Origin of the sequence: Acinetobacter sp. R933-2 (assembly GCF_030325485.1) — a bacterium.
GTDB lineage: Bacteria > Pseudomonadota > Gammaproteobacteria > Pseudomonadales > Moraxellaceae > Acinetobacter > Acinetobacter sichuanensis.
The window spans coordinates 504,367-524,229 of sequence record NZ_JACAIJ010000001.1 but is presented as its reverse complement, the minus strand read 5'-3'; the positions used below and the strand labels follow the sequence as shown (position 1 = coordinate 524,229).

The 19,863-nt window shown below is 39.7% G+C and carries 20 protein-coding genes and 5 pseudogenes; 8 read left to right on the top strand and 17 right to left on the bottom strand.

Annotated features, from left to right (window positions below):
• Nucleotides 1-228: 228 nt before the first annotated feature.
• Nucleotides 229-1,290: pseudogene (gene xseA / locus HX005_RS02625) on the top strand (exodeoxyribonuclease VII large subunit); the annotation flags it as partial.
• Nucleotides 1,280-1,474 (top strand): exodeoxyribonuclease VII small subunit, encoded by a 195-nt coding sequence (gene xseB, locus HX005_RS02620; RefSeq protein ID WP_005180690.1) that lies wholly within the window; start codon nt 1,280-1,282, stop codon nt 1,472-1,474. The pseudogene xseA and the gene xseB, both read left to right, overlap by 11 nt.
• Nucleotides 1,475-1,653: 179 nt before the next feature.
• Here xseB and HX005_RS02615 read toward each other — a convergent pair whose 3' ends face one another.
• From HX005_RS02615 to HX005_RS02580, 9 genes and pseudogenes are all read right to left on the bottom strand, one after another.
• Nucleotides 1,654-1,863, bottom strand: coding sequence for a hypothetical protein (locus HX005_RS02615; RefSeq protein ID WP_016658935.1), 210 nt, complete (start codon nt 1,861-1,863; stop codon nt 1,654-1,656).
• Nucleotides 1,864-2,021: 158 nt separating this feature from the next.
• Entirely contained in the window at nt 2,022-3,320 is a 1,299-nt protein-coding gene (locus tag HX005_RS02610) for a Y-family DNA polymerase (RefSeq protein WP_286376170.1), read from the bottom strand.
• Nucleotides 3,317-3,889: a LexA family protein gene (locus HX005_RS02605; RefSeq protein ID WP_005180682.1), complete on the bottom strand. Its 573-nt coding sequence runs from the start codon at nt 3,887-3,889 to the stop codon at nt 3,317-3,319. Before HX005_RS02605 ends, HX005_RS02610 begins: the two co-directional genes overlap by 4 nt.
• Nucleotides 3,890-4,271: 382 nt before the next feature.
• A pseudogene (locus HX005_RS19665) lies at nt 4,272-4,394 on the bottom strand (DUF1376 domain-containing protein); the annotation flags it as partial.
• Between the two features lie 299 nt (nt 4,395-4,693).
• The gene (locus tag HX005_RS02600; RefSeq protein ID WP_016658942.1) at nt 4,694-4,954 is read right to left on the bottom strand and encodes a helix-turn-helix domain-containing protein; all 261 of its coding nucleotides are present in this window, start codon (nt 4,952-4,954) and stop codon (nt 4,694-4,696) included.
• A gap of 282 nt (nt 4,955-5,236) precedes the next feature.
• Nucleotides 5,237-5,605 (bottom strand): antitoxin Xre/MbcA/ParS toxin-binding domain-containing protein, encoded by a 369-nt coding sequence (locus HX005_RS02595; protein WP_016658943.1) that lies wholly within the window; start codon nt 5,603-5,605, stop codon nt 5,237-5,239.
• Nucleotides 5,606-5,695: 90 nt separating this feature from the next.
• Entirely contained in the window at nt 5,696-8,653 is a 2,958-nt protein-coding gene (locus tag HX005_RS02590; protein WP_286376169.1) for a tyrosine-type recombinase/integrase, read from the bottom strand.
• Nucleotides 8,650-10,830, bottom strand: coding sequence for a hypothetical protein (locus HX005_RS02585; protein WP_286376168.1), 2,181 nt, complete (start codon nt 10,828-10,830; stop codon nt 8,650-8,652). Before HX005_RS02585 ends, HX005_RS02590 begins: the two co-directional genes overlap by 4 nt.
• A complete protein-coding gene (locus HX005_RS02580) occupies nt 10,830-11,459 on the bottom strand; it encodes a hypothetical protein (protein ID WP_286376167.1) in 630 nt (209 codons plus the stop codon). The genes HX005_RS02585 and HX005_RS02580 overlap by 1 nt, the downstream gene beginning before the upstream one ends.
• Before the next feature lie 169 nt (nt 11,460-11,628).
• Between HX005_RS02580 and HX005_RS02575 the strand changes: the two are divergent.
• Nucleotides 11,629-11,891, top strand: a pseudogene (locus tag HX005_RS02575) (hypothetical protein).
• A 69-nt stretch (nt 11,892-11,960) separates the two neighbouring features.
• Here HX005_RS02575 and HX005_RS02570 read toward each other — a convergent pair.
• Nucleotides 11,961-12,275 carry a hypothetical protein gene (locus tag HX005_RS02570; protein WP_163170705.1) on the bottom strand — a complete coding sequence of 105 codons (315 nt, stop codon included), beginning with the start codon at nt 12,273-12,275 and terminating at the stop codon, nt 11,961-11,963.
• 100 nt (nt 12,276-12,375) lie between these two features.
• Nucleotides 12,376-12,705, bottom strand: a complete 330-nt coding sequence (locus tag HX005_RS02565; protein ID WP_163170706.1) for a DUF4236 domain-containing protein — start codon at nt 12,703-12,705, stop codon at nt 12,376-12,378.
• A gap of 151 nt (nt 12,706-12,856) precedes the next feature.
• Between HX005_RS02565 and HX005_RS19625 the strand changes: the two are divergent.
• From HX005_RS19625 to HX005_RS02550, 4 genes and pseudogenes are all read left to right on the top strand, one after another.
• Nucleotides 12,857-13,435, top strand: a pseudogene (locus tag HX005_RS19625) (class I SAM-dependent methyltransferase); the annotation flags it as partial.
• A 54-nt stretch (nt 13,436-13,489) separates the two neighbouring features.
• Nucleotides 13,490-14,056 carry a GIY-YIG nuclease family protein gene (locus HX005_RS19620; RefSeq protein WP_323848054.1) on the top strand — a complete coding sequence of 189 codons (567 nt, stop codon included), beginning with the start codon at nt 13,490-13,492 and terminating at the stop codon, nt 14,054-14,056.
• Nucleotides 14,043-15,098 (top strand): HNH endonuclease, encoded by a 1,056-nt coding sequence (locus tag HX005_RS02555; protein WP_163170708.1) that lies wholly within the window; start codon nt 14,043-14,045, stop codon nt 15,096-15,098. Before HX005_RS19620 ends, HX005_RS02555 begins: the two co-directional genes overlap by 14 nt.
• A 225-nt stretch (nt 15,099-15,323) precedes the next feature.
• Entirely contained in the window at nt 15,324-15,809 is a 486-nt protein-coding gene (locus tag HX005_RS02550) for a type I restriction endonuclease subunit R, EcoR124 family (protein ID WP_163170709.1), read from the top strand.
• Nucleotides 15,810-15,850: 41 nt separating this feature from the next.
• Here HX005_RS02550 and HX005_RS02545 read toward each other — a convergent pair.
• The 6 genes and pseudogenes from HX005_RS02545 to HX005_RS02520 all read right to left on the bottom strand — a co-directional run.
• Nucleotides 15,851-15,967 (bottom strand): annotated as a pseudogene (locus tag HX005_RS02545) (IS5/IS1182 family transposase); the annotation flags it as partial.
• Nucleotides 15,968-16,086: 119 nt separating this feature from the next.
• Nucleotides 16,087-16,830, bottom strand: coding sequence for an ATP-binding protein (locus HX005_RS02540; protein WP_286376166.1), 744 nt, complete (start codon nt 16,828-16,830; stop codon nt 16,087-16,089).
• A 10-nt stretch (nt 16,831-16,840) separates the two neighbouring features.
• Entirely contained in the window at nt 16,841-17,389 is a 549-nt protein-coding gene (locus HX005_RS02535) for a DUF1376 domain-containing protein (protein ID WP_286376165.1), read from the bottom strand.
• Nucleotides 17,390-17,457: 68 nt separating this feature from the next.
• Nucleotides 17,458-17,706, bottom strand: a complete 249-nt coding sequence (locus HX005_RS02530) for a hypothetical protein (protein ID WP_163170712.1) — start codon at nt 17,704-17,706, stop codon at nt 17,458-17,460.
• Nucleotides 17,696-18,880, bottom strand: a complete 1,185-nt coding sequence (locus tag HX005_RS02525; protein WP_163170713.1) for an Arm DNA-binding domain-containing protein — start codon at nt 18,878-18,880, stop codon at nt 17,696-17,698. Before HX005_RS02525 ends, HX005_RS02530 begins: the two co-directional genes overlap by 11 nt.
• Nucleotides 18,881-18,893: 13 nt before the next feature.
• Nucleotides 18,894-19,109: a hypothetical protein gene (locus HX005_RS02520; protein ID WP_001054887.1), complete on the bottom strand. Its 216-nt coding sequence runs from the start codon at nt 19,107-19,109 to the stop codon at nt 18,894-18,896.
• Nucleotides 19,110-19,219: 110 nt separating this feature from the next.
• On the opposite strand from HX005_RS02520, the gene HX005_RS02515 reads away from it, so the two are divergent.
• Entirely contained in the window at nt 19,220-19,426 is a 207-nt protein-coding gene (locus tag HX005_RS02515) for a helix-turn-helix domain-containing protein (RefSeq protein ID WP_163170714.1), read from the top strand.
• The last annotated feature ends 437 nt before the right edge of the window (nt 19,427-19,863 follow it).

The window sequence follows — 19,863 nt, the reverse complement described above, 5'->3', positions numbered from 1 at the left end:
CGAAATTAAATATTAAGTCTATAAATACGGTTTTTGAGTTGCTTTTTAAGACTTTATTTTGTTCCGTTAGGCTATACCCTATTTTTACATATAAAAATAACACTTCTTACTTTTATAAACAAGCTTATAAAAAGTAAGTTATCTAGAATTGGGATTAGGTAAAGAATCTAACTAAATTCATGAAATATTGAACGAATAGTGGTCTCCGACAAACCCGGTACGGTTCACACCGCACAAAAAATCGTGTTAAGGTTTGAACGGGAAAGCGGCATTGAACTGTCCAGAGACTTGAATGTCCTGATCAAGGTCAAAGCCAAATTTGATCCGCAATATGGTTTCTCCGTCAATATTGAAGATATCGACTCCAGCTTCACCTTAGGTGACATTGCCAAACGCTATCAGCAGATCCTGCAGCGCCTGACCCAGGAAGGCCTGCTCAATAACAACAAACAGCTACCGGCACCTTTTGATTTGCAGAACGTACTGGTCATCGCCCCGGAAAATGCCGCCGGGCTGGGAGACTTTAAAAAAGATGCCGATGCCCTGGCTCAGGCGGGTGTCTGCCACTTCGTTTATCATTCAGCCACCTTCCAGGGCAATACTGCCCCAACCAGCATCATGCAGGCTCTGGCCAGTGCACTCAGGCAGTGGGCTCAAGATTACCAGACCGCTCCCGACCTAATTGTGATCATCCGTGGGGGTGGAGCAGTGAATGATCTGGCGTACCTGAACGACTATGATCTGGCTGCACTGTTGTGTAAAAGAACAGTGCCGATCTGGGTGGGCATTGGCCACGAGAAAGACCGCACCATTCTGGATGAAATCGCGCATCGCTCCTTTGATACCCCAAGTAAAGTCATCGCCGGGATCCGTAACCTGATTGTCGAACGGGTCAATGAAGCCAGTACTGCGCTGCAAACCATCAAACTGCTGTCCCAGCATCAGCTGACCGCCTATCAAAGCCAGAATGACCAGTATCTGAAAACCATCCAAACCCTGGCACAAAGCCAGCTCAATGATGCGCAGCGTAGCGTTGATCTGCTGAAAAGCGATACCCAGTATTTTGCCCAGCAACAGCTGCGGCAGGCTGTACAGCAGACCGAATCCCTGATGCGGGAAACCTTGCTACAGAACCCACGAAACGTGATGGCTAAAGGCTATGCGATTGTCCGCAGTCAGGGCAAAGCCATCCGCTCAGTGCAACAAATCACTGGCCAGCAACTCCAGATCGAACTCCAGGATGGCATGATTGATGCCACCGTGACACAGGTAAATACACATGAACAATGAAGAACTCAGTTTCAAACAGGGCTACGAGATTCTGAAGAAGAATGCCGAACTGCTGGAATCGCAGGAAGAACCGGATATTGATAACCTGATGGCGATCGTTGAAGAATCCATGACCGCCTACAAAGCCTGCAAATCAAGGATTGAGGCGGTTCAGCAGGCGCTCAATGACACCTTTAAGGAATAGAAAAAAAGCCTAAGGACCATAAAAACGCTTTGTCTGTTCAGTACGTATTCCTGTACTTAACTGTATAAAACCATGTGTTAGGTACAAAAATATGGACTTAACGATAACGATCAAACCGGATCTGAGCACTCGACCGATTGAACAGGAGAATACCGTCCGTTACTGCAATCCATGCCGGTCTACCTATCAGTGTTTTGAATCTCGTGAAAAACCCCGTGTTCATCTACCTGCATGTGTGGAATCGGGGTATGGGTCAGTTCTGCGATCGCAATCAGGTTTGCGGACATTTGCTTGCCCAATAACGCTCTAGCTTCCGTTACTTTGTCAGAAACTTCACTGGCTTGAGCTGATTCTTCTACAGGGATTTCGTCCTTTGTTGTTTTAGCCATGCGATTTAAGCCTCCTGAGTTGCTTGCAATATGATGAGCTCAATGTTTTACCATAGCGATATGAGTATCTTCCCAGCAGCGATCCGTCCGCAATAGGGGGGCTGGATAGATGTCCGGTTGTTAATTGTCACCTGTTTAACCTAAAAAGGGGTGTTGGCTTAATGGGTAATTTTCAATAATCCCTGCCAGCTGAAATAGTTCTGGGTCAGATGTGTCCGGTTCATCGACCATTTCCGCTGTGGTAAATAACACGATCCCACTGCCAGTTTAGTCTTGCCATATCTGGCTTGCACGGCTTCTAAAGCCTGCATCAGCTGTTCGTTGCTTTCACGCTGGCGATGGTCTGTAAGCAGATCAGGCACATAGCGGGTCTTGCTGACCAGACCGGTCAGAATCACCCCACATTTTTTATACTTTACCTCTGGCTTATAGATGCCTTGCAGTAACTGCATCGCAGCATGAATCAGATCAAGTACACAGTCCGTGGGTTCCGGGAATTCAAAGGCCAACGATTTGCTGTAATACGCTGTGTTTTGATCAAAGGGATTGGATTGCACAAAAGCAATGATACAGCCACACAGCGAGGCATCCGCACGCAAGCGCATGACTGCATCTTGCACATACTTACCCATGGCTTCTTTCAGATCATCCAGCTCAGTAATCCGTTCTCCAAAGGAGCGGCTAGCCACAATCTGCTGCTTGGGTGCAGGAGCATCCTCCAGTTGCAAACAGGAGATGCCCTGTAATTCCAGCACCGTGCGCTGCATCAGCACTGAAAACAAACTTCCCATGCGATGCACATCCTGCATGGCCAGATCCAGTACCGAATGGATGCCCATCTGGTTCAGCTTTTTGACCAGCTTACGTCCCACACCCCAGACTTCACCCACCTCAATTCCAGCATACAGCGTTTCCTGATCCAGATAATCCAGCTCCAGCACATTGCATACGCCTGCAAAGCCAGGCCATTTCTTGGCAAGGTGATTGGCTAGCTTGGCTTCGGTCTTGCTGCGACCAATCCCGATGGATACCGGCAACCCGATCCAGTCCCAGATCCGCTGTTTCATCTCTCTGGCATAGCGGGTCAAGTCAAAATGCTGTGCATAACTGGTTAAATCCAGAAAACATTCATCAATCGAATAGATTTCCTGTTCATGCGGAGCCACATAACCGGCCAAAATCGAATGGAAGCGATTGGACATTTCCGCATACAGGGCATAGTTGCTCGACAGCACCACCACTTGATGCTGCCGGACAATGTCCTGAACCTGAAACAACGGAACACCCATCTTGATGCCCAGGGCTTTGGCCTCATTACTGCGGGCCACTGCACAACCATCATTATTGCTCAGCACAATCACTGGACGGTGATTCAGGCTGGGATTAAACACCCGTTCACAACTGACATAACAGTTGTTGATGTCGATCAGGGCATAAATCCGCTCGGGGCTGTTCATCTGAACTTCTTGATGACACTGGTGACTACACCCCAGATCAGCAGGGTCTGACCGTCTTTCAAATGGATATCCGCATAATCCGGGTTTTCCGCCTGTAACCAGCGTTTGTCGCCTTCAATCATCAGTCGTTTGATGGTGAAATCATTGTCGATCAGGGCCAGAACAATATCACCATGCTTGGGCTCAATACTGCGGTCCACGATCAGCTTGTCCTTCAGATCAATCCCGGCATCGCGCATGGAAAGCGATTCCACCTCAACGATAAAGGTAGCCTGCTGGTTCTGGATCAGGAACTCGTTCAGATCCAGGGTCTTGTCGATATAGTCTTGGGCTGGGGAAGGGAAACCTGCAGCCACCTTTTGCAAGGCAACCGGAATCTCATAATGTGTTCTGGCTTCAACCGGAGTAATCGAAGCAACATCATTGCGGGCTGGTTTTTTTATCTGATCCAGATACTGCCTGATCTCCAGTACACGGGCTTCGGGAACCCGGATCACTTTGGTTGGGCCTTCATGAACTGGTTTGCGACCAGCACCTTCACGGGCACCACCATGCTGAAATTCATCCATTTTACTTGTTCATCTTGATTGTGTAACATAATCAAGATGGTAAAACAGCAGTGGAAAAAAACAACTCCATTCGTCGGATTGTGTTCTGAATATCTATCTCACCAGAAGGTGGTTATAGATTACTTAGAGCAATCAAACTTGAGCTAAAAATTATTTGCAGCCCAAGCTGTTGAGGTTCAACTTCTACTGCAGAAGGTTTAAATCAAACCTGAGGGAACATGCCACGTGCATAAGAAAAAGGGCACTGTTGCAAATAACCACTAATGGTAAGCTGAATCCTCTTTTAGCTAAAGGTGCAGCATATGAATCCCTTCCATGGTCGGCATTTTCAGGGTGAAATCATTCTTTGGGCTGTATGTGTCTAGGAAAGTGGTGGCTATTCAGGGCATGGTTCAAGCATGACTTGAGTAATACTCGGGCTGTGCTCATGATTTGCTTGAGCATTACTTGCGGATTTTCCCCAACGTGCTTGGGCTGCATTTTTAGTTTTATCAGATTTGATTTGAAATCAAAATATGTATAAGTTTTTGTAGTTCTCAGATTATTTTAAGTCATTTTGGCTTTGTTGCATAAATATGTAAGCATCTGATTTAAATAAATTTAATTTTGGATCAAAAACAATCAAAACTTTTAAAATCATATAGTTATGAAATCTTTGTGCAACAAAGCCATGTCGATTTGATCCGCATTTATCTAATCAGATTTATGATCTAGATGTGTATTTCAATCAGCTTTCATATAAAAAAATTAATTTGAATGGATTGGGGAGAATTCACCTTTTGAATGTTTGTGTAAAAAAGCTGTTTATTTATCATATTCTGAAAATATTTCTTCAATTTCATCCCACTGTGGCAATTTACAATTTTTTTTATTCACTTCGAATTGTAAACCAACACCATCAAGCACACGTTCAAATATGTCAAATGAACCTGTAAAACGGCCATTTTCCATCTCTGAAATTGTTGTTTTATTGACTTTAGTTTTTTCTGCAAGACTTTTCTGTGTGTGGCCCAATCCTTTTCTGGCCAAACGTATTTTTTTACCTATTTCACCTCGTGTAGCCATTTTTTGCTCCCCAAATTTGTTAGCTATATAGCAAACTTTTAACTAATAATAGTTAATGTTCGCTATATAGCAAACTTTTATAATGACTCTTGAATGGCTAAATTGAACTTATAAGATTCAATTTAGCCTCGAATTAAGTTAATAGAATCCGTATATGTATGGCAGTTATCAATAATGAGACAGTCATATACCTCTTGAGAAGAGGAACTTCATATGCCTTGAATTTGAATGATTAGACAAAATTATGACTTTTAATTTTCTGTGTAATGAAGCTTTGTTTTATTAATATTTACCCTGAAGCCGAAGTCCTTCGGTTACGTTTAATACAGTGGTTAATCCCTCAGTAGTCTGAATCTGCTCTATCGGAATGCCTTTGGTTAACTTACTTGGTGACTTCATAAAATGTTGCATCCATTTAGTCTCTCCACCAGTTAGAGCATCTAGTGATATCGCAATACGAATTAAAATAATTGCGAGTTCTCCCTGACTTGAATCTGGATCTAACTCAAGCGAATTTAAAGTTTCCATTGAATCTAAATTTAGAACGATGGCAAGCTGCTCCTGTGTCAAACCAAGTTGCTTTGCGGAAGATAAAACAGCTTTAGCTAATACCTTTTTTTGTTTTGCAATTTTTTCTGATGTTTTATGCATGACTGATCTCAGTTTCAGACGTTGCTGATACCTAGAGTTTATACTATTTGATTATCGTTTCTCAGAGTTCAAATTTTTATTACAAACAGCTTAAAGATGAGAAACTATCATGAGATACATCAGTAACTTGAATACCCCAAGTGCTTTTACATCTTTACTTTTGAAGCAGAACTTAATTCGCCTTTCATTTTCATTCAGGCTGAAGTTTTTTGAACCTAATTTCAAACCCTGTAATGTATTCTTGAGCTGTTCTTTGCTCTGTTTAGAAAGTTCGAGGTGAAGATATTCTGTTGGAAACAGTTTACTAATAAAAGACAGAAACTTTTTCAGTTGACGTTTTTCATTTATTTCAAAAATGAACTGAGCAGAATTGGGCTGAACTTTTTCAAGATAAATTGAGTAGATCGTATGAAGCTGTTTTTTATATTTACTTTGTACATTTGCATAACGCTCCTGGACATGGTGAATGACCTTTTTCTCCTCGTGATTGGTTGGCAACATGGTAACTAATGCAGCAGGAGTTTTCCTTAAAAAATCTGTGGTAAATAACCTCGATGATTTTTTTTGGTTTACACAGGAGGTTTTCAAATGCAGAGCTCTGGCACGTAATTTTTGCGCGATTTGCAAAGGAATGGCTTCAGGTAACAGAAGATCTTGCTCTTTTTCTACTGCAAGAATGTGATGCAATAGTTCAAAAGTCATCTCTGAGTCATGAGCTCCTAGCATCAGTGAATCAGGCGATTTCTGTTGTTCTGGTTGATATTGATGATCATGTTGCCTGTAACGGTCTTTAGTGAGTTGATCAAATAAAAACTGTTTGATCGCCCGTTGCTGTACAGGATATTTAATAGCATCATCATGTTTCAGAATATTGAAATAGGCTTCTTTAGGGAGTGGACTTTCGATTTGATTCAGTTGGTAGCTAATTGCCAGGTGCATTAAATGCAGATAGCTTGAACAGGTCGTTTCAGGGGTTAGGTGCCCGGCAAAATGAGAAAGTGCATACCAGGTTTGCTGAGTATTTCTGTTTCGTAGCAAGGCATAACGTATACGTAATTGCTCATGTGGGCTATAGTCAGTAAATGCATTTGCAAGAGTTGAGTTTTTTAAAACCAGGTAAAGATGATTAAATGCAGAATGGCGCAGACTATGGTAAGTAAAATTGTGTTCTCCAAAAACGGGCTGGATCAATTGTTTCAATAGGGAATTCACTTCATTTTCATGAGTTTCTTCTAAGGACTGTTTTAAAAACAGCGGTTGTGCAACTGATTTTCCTTGTTCTTTTAGCAGACGTTTTCTATTCTGACTATATGTTTTAAATGCATGTAATTCGTCTGCTTTAAGTAGATGATGCAGAGGAATCTTGCGGTAAGCAGAGTAGCTTTTTTGATTTTTATTGCGATTGTTGCGAATGGTGAGCATCACAGCATCTTCACTAATAAATAAATCACGTACAAAGATATTCAATGTTTCATTGATCCGTAGTCCGACTCTGAACCCCAGAATAAAAATCAGTTTAAATATATTTTTATCCTGAATCGAAATATCTTGAGTATTTTCGAGCTGCTCTAGCATGTGGTGAAAAATATGGGGCGAGATCAATGCGGTTCTGCAGATTTTTACCTGGATTAAATTATCCAGATCAACAGTGGGTGCGTTAAAAAATAAGGTCTGTTTGTGATGAAACTCCTGTAGACGTTTTTGTAAAGTCGCTCTAGTTGTTTCTTTCTTTAATAGAAGCATTTCTCCATACAGATCTTCAAAATCAGCATCTGAAAATGATGAAATATCTTTGTCTTGCGTTGCCTGCAGCCAATGGACTGCAAATTGTGAAAACATGGTTTTTAGAGAGCTTTGTTTAATTGGCTGAAAATCTGCGCGTATAAGCTTGCGCTTAAATCGTTGCTGCTGCTGAATAATATGATTGAGAAGGTCCAGTTGAGGTTCCGTTACTTTTGAGCGTAGAATGCTCCACAGCAGCAAACGTTCCAAGGCTGGAGATTGTTCTTTAGCATATAATTCTATGAGTTGATCGCTATAGTTTTTTGCACGAATAGCTTGACGTATTTCTACTAAAATATCGGCTATATCTAATGCAATAGTGACTGTAGACTGGTCCTGAGGGTTCTCATAAACTTTCTGAATCGTATGGGTAGGCGTGGGTTCAGGTTGAATAAAATAAGCTGCTAATTGTTTTTCAAGAGGACTGGAACTGTAAATTTCATTTTTTAAGATACAAATGGACATTTGATCTAGCCCGCTGTTTTTCAGGAACTGTGTATAGTAAAAACCGTATTTTAACAGGTCTTTACAACGCACCTTTTCCTCAGGGAAGCATTCAATAATACAAGCGTTAATCAGATGTTCTGCATCTTCAATATCCGAAAATAAATCAAATTTCTGATGTTTTAGTCTGTAAATCCAGCATTTCACAATATCGTGTAGCACAAACGTTTTTGTATAGCTGACTGAAAAATCAGGGTCATTTATCCGCTGATTACCGAAATGCCGGTTCGGGATTTCGAGTGTAATCATATGATTTAGATTTAAAAAACTTTGAAATTTCTTTGTTTTTAAAATGATTTTTAAAAACTTTTGCAGTTCGGCATGGTTATAAATGCCATTAAATAATATTGAACTGATCAAGCAGAAGCCAAGTGATTGGGTTGGACTGAAGTCATTATGTCGTGTCCAGTAAGCAATCATATTTTTGGCAAATTGAGTAACTTTTTTACCATGTTTTAAGGTTTCAATATTTTGTAGTGGCAGAGACCTTTCGTGCCTCACGGGGGCAGCAGGCACCGGATAGTGGTGATCCGATGAAAGATTAAAGCGCTTGATATATTTAGCAAATTCTATACGTGCTATTTGGTAGCTTCGGATATTGGATTTACAGCGCTCTAAAAGCCGGTCATCAATTTGTCGATAAACTTCAGGATAATTTTCAGGTGTCATCTTTGAGCATTTTTCGCTAAATAATTGCAGAAGAAACGCTTTTCTCTCTCTATGTTTCTTTAATCGTTTGAGCGAGTGAGGATGTTTGCTCATGTAATCATTATTCCTGTGAAACTTGACATGCTTTTAAGTTCTAAAATTTCGACCAGCTTGTCTTGTGCTGCTCTAATTTGATCGTAATCTGTTGTCTCAAAACCTGAATAGCGGTCAAACAGTTCCTGCATAGCTTCGTCATGACCAAAGATGCCTTTTATTAGATCTTCATTGCAGTATTGGGCAAAAAAATAGCGAGCGAAGTGGCGGGTCCAATTGCGCTGTAATGCTATTTCAGTACAGTATTTTTGAATATCAGAAAGTTCTAAATTTCGGATATATCCTTGTGGATCGTAAAATAATAGAAAGGGGCGTTCCCCCTCGAAGACCTCTTGGATTGCTTGTACTTGTTCTTGCGACAGATAGGCTTTAGTGAGGTGCAGAAAATGTTTCAAATACTTTAGGTAATGCTGTATTTCATCACGAAGAAAATTATTAAAAGGTAAATAGCGTCCAATGGTGCCCGAATAACGCTGCTCTTTATCTGCAACAGCCATCAATTGGTTGTCAAGGTCAATATAATCTAGATTGGGTGGGAAGGACTCACTCGGCCGTGCTGAAGTTATCAGCATGCAAATATGCCACAGCCAGATTGAATAATGATTTAAAGTCTGAAAGGGATTGGGATTATTCCGAACTTGGTGGTCAAGCTGGTAAAAAAAAGACTGGACGAATGGGAGATTAGGTGTCTGCTGGCTACCAAAAGAATGCGGATTGCTGAATTCTTCAAGATATTCAGTTTCCAGTTGAGGAACAGTCAAAATTAGAGTTTGAGTATAAATATCAAAAATATCTACGATCTGTTTTGAAAAGTAATGGCATGGAATATAGTGCTGAACACTTTCTCCATTCAGTAATTTGCTTTCCAGCTCATACCCCATTTCATTCAATGCAATATCACTGAGTAAGCGAGGAAGATTTTGTGATGTTAACTGGAAGGTCAGCCCTTTATTAATTTTTCGTAAATACTCCTGTATCTTGAAATCAATCTCAACACCATCCATTTTTTTCAACTGATTTAGATTTTCCAGATAATATCTAGGCAGTGGAATCGTAAAAGAATTCACGGTATTCAACCTATGTTCTCTTAAAACAAAATCATTGAATTTAGAGACTTCAAAACTTTGCTTAAAGAAACATTTTTGGGGTTTCAGTGATACTTCTTTGTTTTTTGTACTGACTCGTAAATTTTTTTGAAACACCGGCAGATCTTTATAATGAGTAAGACTGAGGACTGAAAATAAAAGCAAGGTATGAATTGGAGAGTTTTCTGCCTGTTCTAATAAAATTTGCATAATGTACTGTGCGGTAGGCAAATCGAAGACCCGAGGATTCGGCTTGCTCATTAGCTCATTCTTGTTTTGATGCAGAATTTTATTTTTGAGATTATTGATCTGAGCTGTAATAGAACATTGCTCTAGTGAGTTAAATTCAAAATTATGATCTTCAACTTTTTCTATAGTTTTATCCTCAGGTGGCTGTTTTGCCACACCTCGCTCAAAATGAGTTTGATATGTTTTTTCTCCATCAAGTGAAATTCTTAATGTCTTTTTAACGTCAGTTTGAGACGGTTTTTGGGGGGGTGGATTACTTTGACGATTTCTTTTTTGACGTTCTGATTGAGTATGCGCATAGGTATAAATAACGCGGATTTCTGCCAATTGGCCCATTTCCGTTTTCTCTAAACTCTCTTTGGATTCGTCAAATAATTTTCCATTCTCAGTTTCAGCTTTTTTTAGAAATTTAACAAGATCGTCTAATTCGATCGGAAGAGACGGTAAAAAATTGTAAAGCCAATAGTATTGTTCAATTGTGCTTGCTAAACGAAAACGCCTACAAAGATTAGCTACAGTAGCTGTATGTTCTTTACTATTCAGTAACTCGATACATTGAGTATTGAAAATAGCCCATTTCAGTGCAGTTGATTGATATGTTGATGGAGTGTTGATCAGTGCCAAGAGATAATGCGCCAATGGATATTTACTAATCGATAGATCAGTAGGATGCTGAGTCATAATTTTAATTAGTTTAACGACTTCAGTTGGTTGGATGAAATCATTCAGCTTAAAGAAGTCCTGATCATTTTTCAGTTTTGCTTCCGCCAGTGCTTGATAGAAGTCTCGAAATGGCTCAAGCTTTAATTCTTGAGTATCTTCTAAATAACTATATCCGTTCATTATGCAATTCCCTCCAGAATCTTTTCTAATGACAGTGGGCCGGCATAATTTGAAATAGAACTCACTGGACTTTTGGATTTAGACAGTCCTGATAATTCTCGTAGATGATTGATAGTTAAAACTTCCTGACCGAAAACTTCCTGAAGATGTGCGGCTAAGTATTGTTCATTTAGCCAATATGCGATGATATCTAAGCCATGAATTGAGTGATGTAATCCGGAACACAGTAAGGCCCTAACTTCGCTTAAAGCCTGGATGGTGAATTGGTAGGAATTATTTTTCTCATAAGCTCTGAACTTAAATTCATTTTTATTCTTATTGTAAAAATAAGCATAGATCCAGCTGAAATGACTACTAAAAAAATAGTGATCAGGTGTTTTAGTGGTAAGGAGCGGGATTTCGATATTCTGTTTAAAAGTTAAATTCAAGTGATAGTTTTGCTGTTTATCACTCAGTTGGAAAAATAAAGCTATCCAGATTTGGTACGCATGCATACATTTTGGATAACACATTAATTTTAAGTTTTTTGAAGATACACGATGACTTTCAATAGCTTTTTTTTTATAGACATATGCTGATGTCTCCCCATATTTATGCCAAGTGGCTGAAAAATAAAATATAATATTCACGTACTTTTTATAGGGGAGTCAAGGGTTACGCACCCTATATTGTGTTATTAAATTGTAAATTTCACTATATATAGTGTTTTTAATCTTTTTAGCGATAATTAAAACCCTATTGAATTATGTTTTTAGTAAATATTTAGAATGTTTAAGTTGGATTTACAAGGAATTGGATATGGAGATCAAAGAACTGAACAGGTAGAAGTCATTACTGATGTTTTATGTGATGTATGCAACCAATCAACGAAACTAGAGTTTGGAACTTTATCGGCGCATTGGGGCTATGGTTCCAAGCATGACGGGGAAAGATATGAATTGCAGTTATGTGAGAAATGTTTCTTTTATGCCTTGGCGACATTAAGAAAAGAGCGAGCAGATGAGTTTATGTTTGATGAAAATTTTGACCCTTCAACACTAGATGGGTTTGGGTTGAAGTGAACCTATCATCGCGACAGGTTCTAAGATTCCAGAAAATACTGATTCATATCCACGCTAGCAGCTTCATTTTTAATGGCGAGTAAGGGATTCAGGAAAAATATTTTTCTTTGCTTCGAGGTCACTGAGTTCGGAAAATGCTTGAATACCGCCTGCGGCTTTAATTCCATCTAAAGCAACGGATAGAGCTTCCTGATCTGACGGGAATGTTTCATCCCATACCGTAGAAGTACCATTTTGGTTTACCACTTCCAGTGTCCAATCACTACCGGGTAATCGATAAATTAGAACTTCAATTTGCTCATTATCCTTTTGTAAAATTTGAGACAAGGGAGAATCGATTAAATCATTTTCATCATAATCCAGAGTACTGTCATGATCAGACATCAGCGGCAGCCTTTATTGTATTTAACATCCGTCCATAGTAATGAGTGAATTTAATTTTGCCTAGAGGAATAAATGTTATGGGTACAAAGGTCGGCTAATTCTAAAAAATAATAGCCCCGACAATAAAACAAAATAATCCAAAAATTACCCAAATCCCGACATTCGATTTGGGTTGCTCGGTATCTGATGTATAGAACGGTTGTTGCTCCTGAATAGGATTCTCTTGGTTGCCAGCTCTGTTCTTATAGGTGTGGTGCTTGGAATAAGATAGGCCTGTGCCAGGAATACCAATGCTGGTTCGGGCGCCTTTTTTGCCAATATTTAAAGAAGCACCAGGTTTGCCAATGCTTGCACTGCTGATGCCTTTATGCGTCAGATTGATTTTTAATCCAGGTAATATTTTAATACTCTTGCGAAATCTGAAGCCCATTTTTTTTCCATTTAAAAGAACCAGTTTGGTTTCTATCTCAGTTGTCCGGATACAGTGAAATAAGAGTTTGATTCATTCATAGGACTGATCATTTGACTTATCTAGTGAAATATCAGTATGTTCTTTAACATAAGATATTGGCTTTTAGACAATGAATCAAACATCAAATTATTACAATCAACATGCTCAAGCATTTTTTGAAAATACCTATCAGGTTGAGATGGAAAGTCTTTACGCACCATTTCTAAGATATTTGCCAGAACAGGCATTGATCCTGGATTTGGGCTGTGGCTCGGGGCGGGACACTTTGGCATTTAAGAAAAAAGGCTATCAAGTTGAAGCAATTGATTATTCTGCCGAGCTGGTTGAAAAGGCGAGAGAGCTGACAGGTATCGAGGTACGTCAGCAAAGTTTTTATGAGCTGAATGAAGTAGCTAAGTATGATGGGATTTGGGCTTGTGCTTCTCTTTTGCACTGTGAAAGAGATCGCCTGACTGAAGTGCTGGCGCGCATATTTAAAGCATTAAAGCCAAATGGTGTGTGTTATATGTCTTTTAAATATGGCGATACAGACCGTGAGAAAGAAGGGCGCAGCTTTACTGACTTGAATGAGAAACAAGCTTACGACTTACTCAAACAAATAGATCAGGCTTTACTGTTACAGCAATGGATTACTGTAGATAAACGTCCAGACCGTACAGAAGAGTGGATCAACGTAATATGGAAAAAGCAATCACATGCTTTTGATTATTACCCACAGCGTTTATACAGTCGTGCCGAGTTAATGAAAGAGCCCTCTTTGATTCCTGCAGAACACGGGATTTATTTTTGGTGGTTCAAAACAAATCCACCGGGAATCCCAATAAAAAACTGTATAACGTATCAAGAATATACTTTGTTGTATGTTGGCATATCGCCTGACAAAAAGGCTAAACCAAATAGTAAATCAAATTTGAGAATACGGCTTAAAACACACTTTGCAGGTAACGCAGAAGGTTCAACGCTAAGACGAACATTGGGCATACTTCTGGCTGAGATGAGTGGGTATCCGCTTAGAAGAGTAGGGTCAGGTAATCGCATGACTTTCACGCATTCAGGTGAACAATGGCTGGATGCATGGCTTGAAGATAATGCATATGTGTCCTGGATAATTTGTGAAGAACCTTGGAATGTTGAGGAAAAGGTTTTTGAACAAACGATACTGCCACTCAATTTGAAAGGTAATCAGCACGAGTTTAAAGAAACCCTTTCAGCTATGCATAAAAAAGCCATTCAAAATGCGAAAATGATGGAAATCGCTACGGAAGCAGGATTACAAAGACAAGTGAAGCTTCAACATGTGGCAGGATGATCACTTTATAGAAAATAATAAACCTACACCCAACGAGCAGCTGAAATTCTTGAAGCATATTCAGCAGATATTGCAGTCAGGGACTTTTACTTCGACATATAAGTTTGCTTTGCTGATAAGTATCACGCGTCTGGCGATTGAACAGGGTCAAGATACCGGTGCTGCCTTGCATTTGGAATATCAGGATATTGCTGAAAAGTTTATTGACCTGTACTGGAAACAGTCACTGCCGTTTCAGTTTAACCAGTATGAGCCTTTTACTATTCATCAAAGCACTGGTAAGCAGGCAAAGATCATCAGTGAAATTCAGAATGCACAGCAACAATTCAAGACCTTGGCCGCGTTGAGAAAGGATGTACTTTACTGGAACAGGCTGAAGCGAACAGTGGCGACAACGGTAAAGCAAATGCCGGTGGTATATTTGCAGAATCTGAATGGTCAAACGGTAGAATTTCTCTATTGCCTTGAAGACTCCAAACAGTCCCTCAAGCTTTTACCCAAAGTGATGTATTGTTTGAGACAGTTTAGTGAAATTATTGAAGAGCTTTGCCAGAAGCGCTGGATTGATTTTGTTCGGCTAAACAAGCAGAACCTGGTTGTATTAGATGGGTTACCTGACCTAGATGAATTCATGTTTGCACCGAGTCGTAACCAACTAGGACAGGTCGCAGACTTTCTGATTGATTTGCAAGAATGCCAGTGTTTTTATTGCGGTAAAAGCCTAAAAAACTCCAAATATGCAGTGGATCATTTTATTCCATGGTCATTATATCCTGCCGATACCGGACATAATTTTGTCCTGGCGGATGAAAAGTGCAACTCACAAAAAAGTAATTATTTGGCGTCAGAACAATTTCTGCAACAGTGGCAGGAGCGGAACTATCTACATGATCAATCTATTGTTCGGGAAATTTCTCAATTAGGTTTTTTAACCGATCTGCAACGTTCGCATCGGGTTGCCGACTGGGCGTATAAGCAGGCAATAGAGAATGAATATTTAGTCTGGCTAGGTGGAAAAGATAAACATATATTAGGTGTTTAGTCCCATATCTGGAGTACTTTAATGTCTTTATTTTTCTGTAGTGAAGATTACTGGAGTAGGCTGCTATATAGTTTAGATTATGTCTCTATCTAGCGCCTGAATTGACAGATTACATCGCTTGACCACGACAATTCATGTCCTTGTCCACCTTTTTACTGCTGCATAATTTAGAATTTTAGGTAAAATCATTTTATTAATGATTTACTTATTTGGACTCCTATAACAATGACCCAAGTACAACTGCAACAATTACAAAAACAACTTTGGAATATTGCCAATACTTTGCGCGGTACCATGGGCGCCGATGAATTCCGTGATTACATTCTGGGTTTTATTTTCTTTAAATATTTATCAGAAAAGTCAGTGAACTTTGCCAATGAATTGCTCGATGGCGAAGACCTCATTCAAAAATTCATTGAAGAAAACATGCCGAAGATGATCAATGGGCAGAGCGTCCAAACGGCTTTTTCTGAATTCTGGGATGCTGAAAAAGAACAGGCCTATCAGCATCTTTGTAAAGAAGAAAACCTGAAACCAGAAGCCATGAAGCAGGTTCTGGAGCATTATGAGTTCACCAAACGCCTACCACGTAAAGAAGAGTTGAAGGACTTACCAAACTATAAGGTTAAGCTGTTTGAGCGGGAGAACGTGTTTAGCAATTTGCTGGTCAAGACACGCCAGTTGATTGAAAAGTTTTATGTGGGATTTTAATTGAGGTAAGGCTTTGTTGCACAAACCTAGCTTAGAAGGGGCGCATACCATTGCGTAGCAGGATCAAACCAAATGGCAATATTTCCGCGACTCATGAGTGCTCGGTTATATGCGGGCCAATTGGTTGTGCGGTAGATTTTGTGTGTAGGCTTCTTCATTTGAAAATTATATCGCTGAAAAACCCTTTACAGATAGGTTTGTGCAACAAAGCCACTTAATTTAAAAAAGAGATAAGTTAAAAAGAGCCGTCTAACAAGGCTCTTTTTTGCAAGCAGTATTAAGTAATCCTTTGATCTGCCCAGTAGCATGGAACAATGATCAGGCTATTTTCATGCAACCTTGACCATAATCGGACACCTAAATCCCGCTGCATATTTTGGACTGTGAAATTGGAAATCAGCAGGGTAGATTTCATATTGTCATAACGACTATATAAGACCTTATGCACCATCTCCAGGCGTTTTTCATGCCGGTCATGCAGGCCATATTCATCAATCACTAATAAATCAAAGCTGGAGAAATGGTCGATGACTTCCTTTTCAGAGCGTGAAGCATCTGACCAAGTGTCCATCATTTTTTGAGCAATTTCTGCACTGGTATAGTAGCGTGCAGATTTTGTACTGTTATGCAGAATGTTGCGAATAATTGATGCACTCAGATGGGTTTTACCTGTACCTGGTGTACCAATCATCAACATGTTCGGGTTGTGGTCAGAAATAATCTGCTGTGCAAAGGCCTGACATAGTTTGATGGTATTGTTTTGTGCAGGGCATGCAACTACATAATTCTTGAAGCCACGGTCCAGGTAGCGTTTATTGAGCCCTGAGTTTTTGATTTTCTGTTGTAGCAATCGCTGTTGCAACTCATCTGCATAGGCTGCATGTGAGTGATGGACGGTTTCTTTGGCACACAATTTACATAGCTTGTGACCAGCGATTTCCATCAGGGGTATATGATGGGTAGGGCAAAGTGTTTCCGTTGTTTCTGTGCGAAACTGGAGCGTTTTAAGCATGGTATTCATGATCACTCTCCTAAATCCATTTGGAATTTTCTAAAAAATCCTCATTTTTTTCTTCAAAATTTGAAGATGAAGATGAAGATGAAGATGAAGATGAAGATGAAGATGAAGGGCATGATTCAAGCATGGCTTGAGTAATACTCGGGCTCTTCTCAGGAGCTGCTTGAGCATTTACTTTTCGTTGCTTGGTTGATGCTTGAGCATTACTTGCGGATTTCCCCCAACGTGCTTGAGCTGCATTTTTAGCTTTATCAGATTTCATTTGCTGATTTTGCAATGCCTGGCTTTTTAGACTGGTTAAAAAATTTGAATGAATCTGCTCAGATTCGACTTCAAACAATTCCAGGGCTATCAGCGTATTCAACAAAGATTTAGCCTTGGTATGTTGCGATAATTTTGTGATGCTACATACAGTAGCTAGGTCATGAGGAATGGCACCATTTTTCCAGAAATCCATCATTAACAGCAGTGCTGCACCAATTTGTTCTGCCGTCATTCGTGCAAATTTTGCCTGTAGGTCGCCAATATAGAGTGGCATCCAAATTGAAATATCTTTATGCATGTGTTCACCTTTTTATAGGTATAGAGGGGCTAAGGTCACCGATTTGATGACCTTTTATGTTTGTTTTATTAGTGAGCTAGGCTCATTAACCGGAGACGGGCCTGTTGAGCCAAGTCATCGTAATGAGCTTGCCCATCATCCAGCATTCGCTGTAGCCAGAGTCTTAATGCTTGGTGATCATCGAAGCATTTATTGATTTCCAGCAAAAAGGCCAGATTGTGTAGTTTGGGAATGTGTAACTCGTGAATGAGTTCACGCGCGACCATATCTGCTTCTGGACTAACGACTACGCCGCCAAAGAAAGCTTTACTGTTCATGGGCAAGCTCCTCTGTATTCAGTCTCTCCAGCATGGCTTCAAAAGCGCTACCATCGCGACGTGTAACATTCGGAATATAGCGGCTATAGACCCGAAACAGCATTTCAGTGGTTGAATGTCCCAGCTGGCGTGCGATCCATTCCGGATTCTCGCCTGCCGACAACCAGAGTGTTGCTGCGGTATGGCGTGTTTGATAAGCACGACGGGGCTTTAGCCCTAAAAAGCGTAGTAGGGGATGCCAGACACGCTTGTTTACAAGGCGATAATCGAGAGGCCCACCATCACGATTGCAGAATACAAACTCTGATTTACCATTATTTAAGCTTTTCTGTTGCAGAAAGGCCTGATAAACCCGATCACTCATTTGGATGGTACGGTCAGAACCATAAGTTTTGGTTCCACCAAGCTCCCCATTTACTAACGCTTCTCTGACATGGATTTCACGACGTGGTAAGTCCACATTTTTCCATTGCAAGCCATCGATCTCACTGGTGCGCATACCTGTGAAAAATCTAACAGTATAATAAGGCTTGAAATCATCACGAACTGTGGCAAGGATTGCGTGTACTTCCTTTAATGAAAAAGGTGTTACTTCAATCTTTCCTTGCTTTAAGTTCTTGATATTCTTATAAGGGCTATCAAAGTCATATCGTTCAGCAGCACTATCGAGTATCATGCGCAGTGCTATCATAATCTGGTTGATTCTTGATGGTGAAAGACATTCTTGGTTTTTCCCGTGAGTCACTTTGGCGAGGGATGAACGGAATCCAAGAATGTCTGACTTTTTAATATTAATAACCGGAATTGTGCCAAAAAAAGGGATTAAGTATTTTTTGATCACAATTTGAATTTTTCCCTTGTAGCTTGTACGCCATTCTATTTCTTTATCAGTGAACCAAATTTCACAGAATTTTGAAAATAGAGGTGTTTTAGAGCTGATCTCATTTACTCTGTTTTCTGCATTTTTGATTTCTTTCAAACGAGAACTTTTTGGAAAGTATTTAGCATAGTCAAAAATACCCAATAAGATTTCTGCTTCCATTCGCTCAATCGCTTTTTCAAGCTTTTTGCGATTTTGAGCATTGTCTTCCAGAGCTGTTGTTTCACGACAACGGATGTTTAAGTATCGAAAATCGACACATAACTTACCGTATCTAGTACGGATGGCAGCCATAATAATGTTCTCCTTACTGAAGTTGTAGGCTGTGTAGCGAGCCTAAAGTGGTTTTGGTCATATCTTCTTCAATACGCTCCCATACATATAAAATTTTGCGTCCACCAAAAGGGCGGATGTAATGAATGCCTTCGATTAGAACACTGTCCTTCAACTGATTACGGATGGTACGTTCGTTGTAATGGATTCGTTCCGCTAGTTCTTTTGTAGTAATATAAGTAAGATTCATGTTTGTATCCTTTTATAAAGTATCACGATGGTGTTATTTAAGATCACAATGCAATAATAAATGCGTTTAACACATCATGCAAGTACTTTATTACACAATGGTGGTAATTAATGATAGTTTGTAACTTGCCTGTTCTTTTGGCGGAACGAAGAATGAAAGTAGCAGATGTAGCTCGGGCAACCGGGATGAGTAAGACAACTTTACATAAGCTTTATAATGGTCAATCAACTCGTGTTGATTTTGAAACATTAGAAAAATTGTGCGCATTGTTAAATGTAGACGTTGGTGATTTATTAAAGTTCAAGCCAGATGAATAAATTTGTTAATAAAAAAGTGCCATACAATTCAATAATTTTCTAATTAATCTATTGTTTTTATTAAGTATTATTGGTGACCAATTTTGGTCACCATTTTTATAAAGTAGTGAAAAAGACTTCAATAAAAGTCAGAATGAAGTATTTTAAGTTTTTTTAGAATTACTCAGCCGATGTTCACTAAAATTTATACAAAATCTTTAATATATTGATCTATATGTGATGGTTGCAGGGCACGTTTAGGTCACTTTTGGTCACGTAAGCCCACTCTTAACTGATCTAACTTAACTTTTTACTCGCGTTGAAGCTGATAGCTTTATAGACTGAAAGAAAAAATATTATTTAAAATCAATAATAAAAAAGCCCCCATCTTTCGATGAGGGCTTTTAGAATTTGGAGCGGGAAACGAGACTCGAACTCGCGACCCCAACCTTGGCAAG

What these genes read in the sequence shown, in the direction of transcription:
- xseB (WP_005180690.1), top strand. Translation starts at nt 1,280, where the DNA reads ATGAACAATGAAGAACTCAGTTTCAAACAGGGCTACGAGATTCTGAAG.
- HX005_RS02615 (WP_016658935.1), bottom strand. Translation starts at nt 1,863, where the DNA reads ATGGCTAAAACAACAAAGGACGAAATCCCTGTAGAAGAATCAGCTCAA.
- HX005_RS02610 (WP_286376170.1), bottom strand. Translation starts at nt 3,320, where the DNA reads ATGAACAGCCCCGAGCGGATTTATGCCCTGATCGACATCAACAACTGT.
- HX005_RS02605 (WP_005180682.1), bottom strand. Translation starts at nt 3,889, where the DNA reads ATGGATGAATTTCAGCATGGTGGTGCCCGTGAAGGTGCTGGTCGCAAA.
- HX005_RS02600 (WP_016658942.1), bottom strand. Translation starts at nt 4,954, where the DNA reads ATGGCTACACGAGGTGAAATAGGTAAAAAAATACGTTTGGCCAGAAAA.
- HX005_RS02595 (WP_016658943.1), bottom strand. Translation starts at nt 5,605, where the DNA reads ATGCATAAAACATCAGAAAAAATTGCAAAACAAAAAAAGGTATTAGCT.
- HX005_RS02590 (WP_286376169.1), bottom strand. Translation starts at nt 8,653, where the DNA reads ATGAGCAAACATCCTCACTCGCTCAAACGATTAAAGAAACATAGAGAG.
- HX005_RS02585 (WP_286376168.1), bottom strand. Translation starts at nt 10,830, where the DNA reads ATGAACGGATATAGTTATTTAGAAGATACTCAAGAATTAAAGCTTGAG.
- HX005_RS02570 (WP_163170705.1), bottom strand. Translation starts at nt 12,275, where the DNA reads ATGTCTGATCATGACAGTACTCTGGATTATGATGAAAATGATTTAATC.
- HX005_RS02565 (WP_163170706.1), bottom strand. Translation starts at nt 12,705, where the DNA reads ATGGGCTTCAGATTTCGCAAGAGTATTAAAATATTACCTGGATTAAAA.
- HX005_RS19620 (WP_323848054.1), top strand. Translation starts at nt 13,490, where the DNA reads ATGAAAGAGCCCTCTTTGATTCCTGCAGAACACGGGATTTATTTTTGG.
- HX005_RS02555 (WP_163170708.1), top strand. Translation starts at nt 14,043, where the DNA reads ATGTGGCAGGATGATCACTTTATAGAAAATAATAAACCTACACCCAAC.
- HX005_RS02550 (WP_163170709.1), top strand. Translation starts at nt 15,324, where the DNA reads ATGACCCAAGTACAACTGCAACAATTACAAAAACAACTTTGGAATATT.
- HX005_RS02540 (WP_286376166.1), bottom strand. Translation starts at nt 16,830, where the DNA reads ATGAATACCATGCTTAAAACGCTCCAGTTTCGCACAGAAACAACGGAA.
- HX005_RS02535 (WP_286376165.1), bottom strand. Translation starts at nt 17,389, where the DNA reads ATGCATAAAGATATTTCAATTTGGATGCCACTCTATATTGGCGACCTA.
- HX005_RS02530 (WP_163170712.1), bottom strand. Translation starts at nt 17,706, where the DNA reads ATGAACAGTAAAGCTTTCTTTGGCGGCGTAGTCGTTAGTCCAGAAGCA.
- HX005_RS02525 (WP_163170713.1), bottom strand. Translation starts at nt 18,880, where the DNA reads ATGGCTGCCATCCGTACTAGATACGGTAAGTTATGTGTCGATTTTCGA.
- HX005_RS02520 (WP_001054887.1), bottom strand. Translation starts at nt 19,109, where the DNA reads ATGAATCTTACTTATATTACTACAAAAGAACTAGCGGAACGAATCCAT.
- HX005_RS02515 (WP_163170714.1), top strand. Translation starts at nt 19,220, where the DNA reads ATGATAGTTTGTAACTTGCCTGTTCTTTTGGCGGAACGAAGAATGAAA.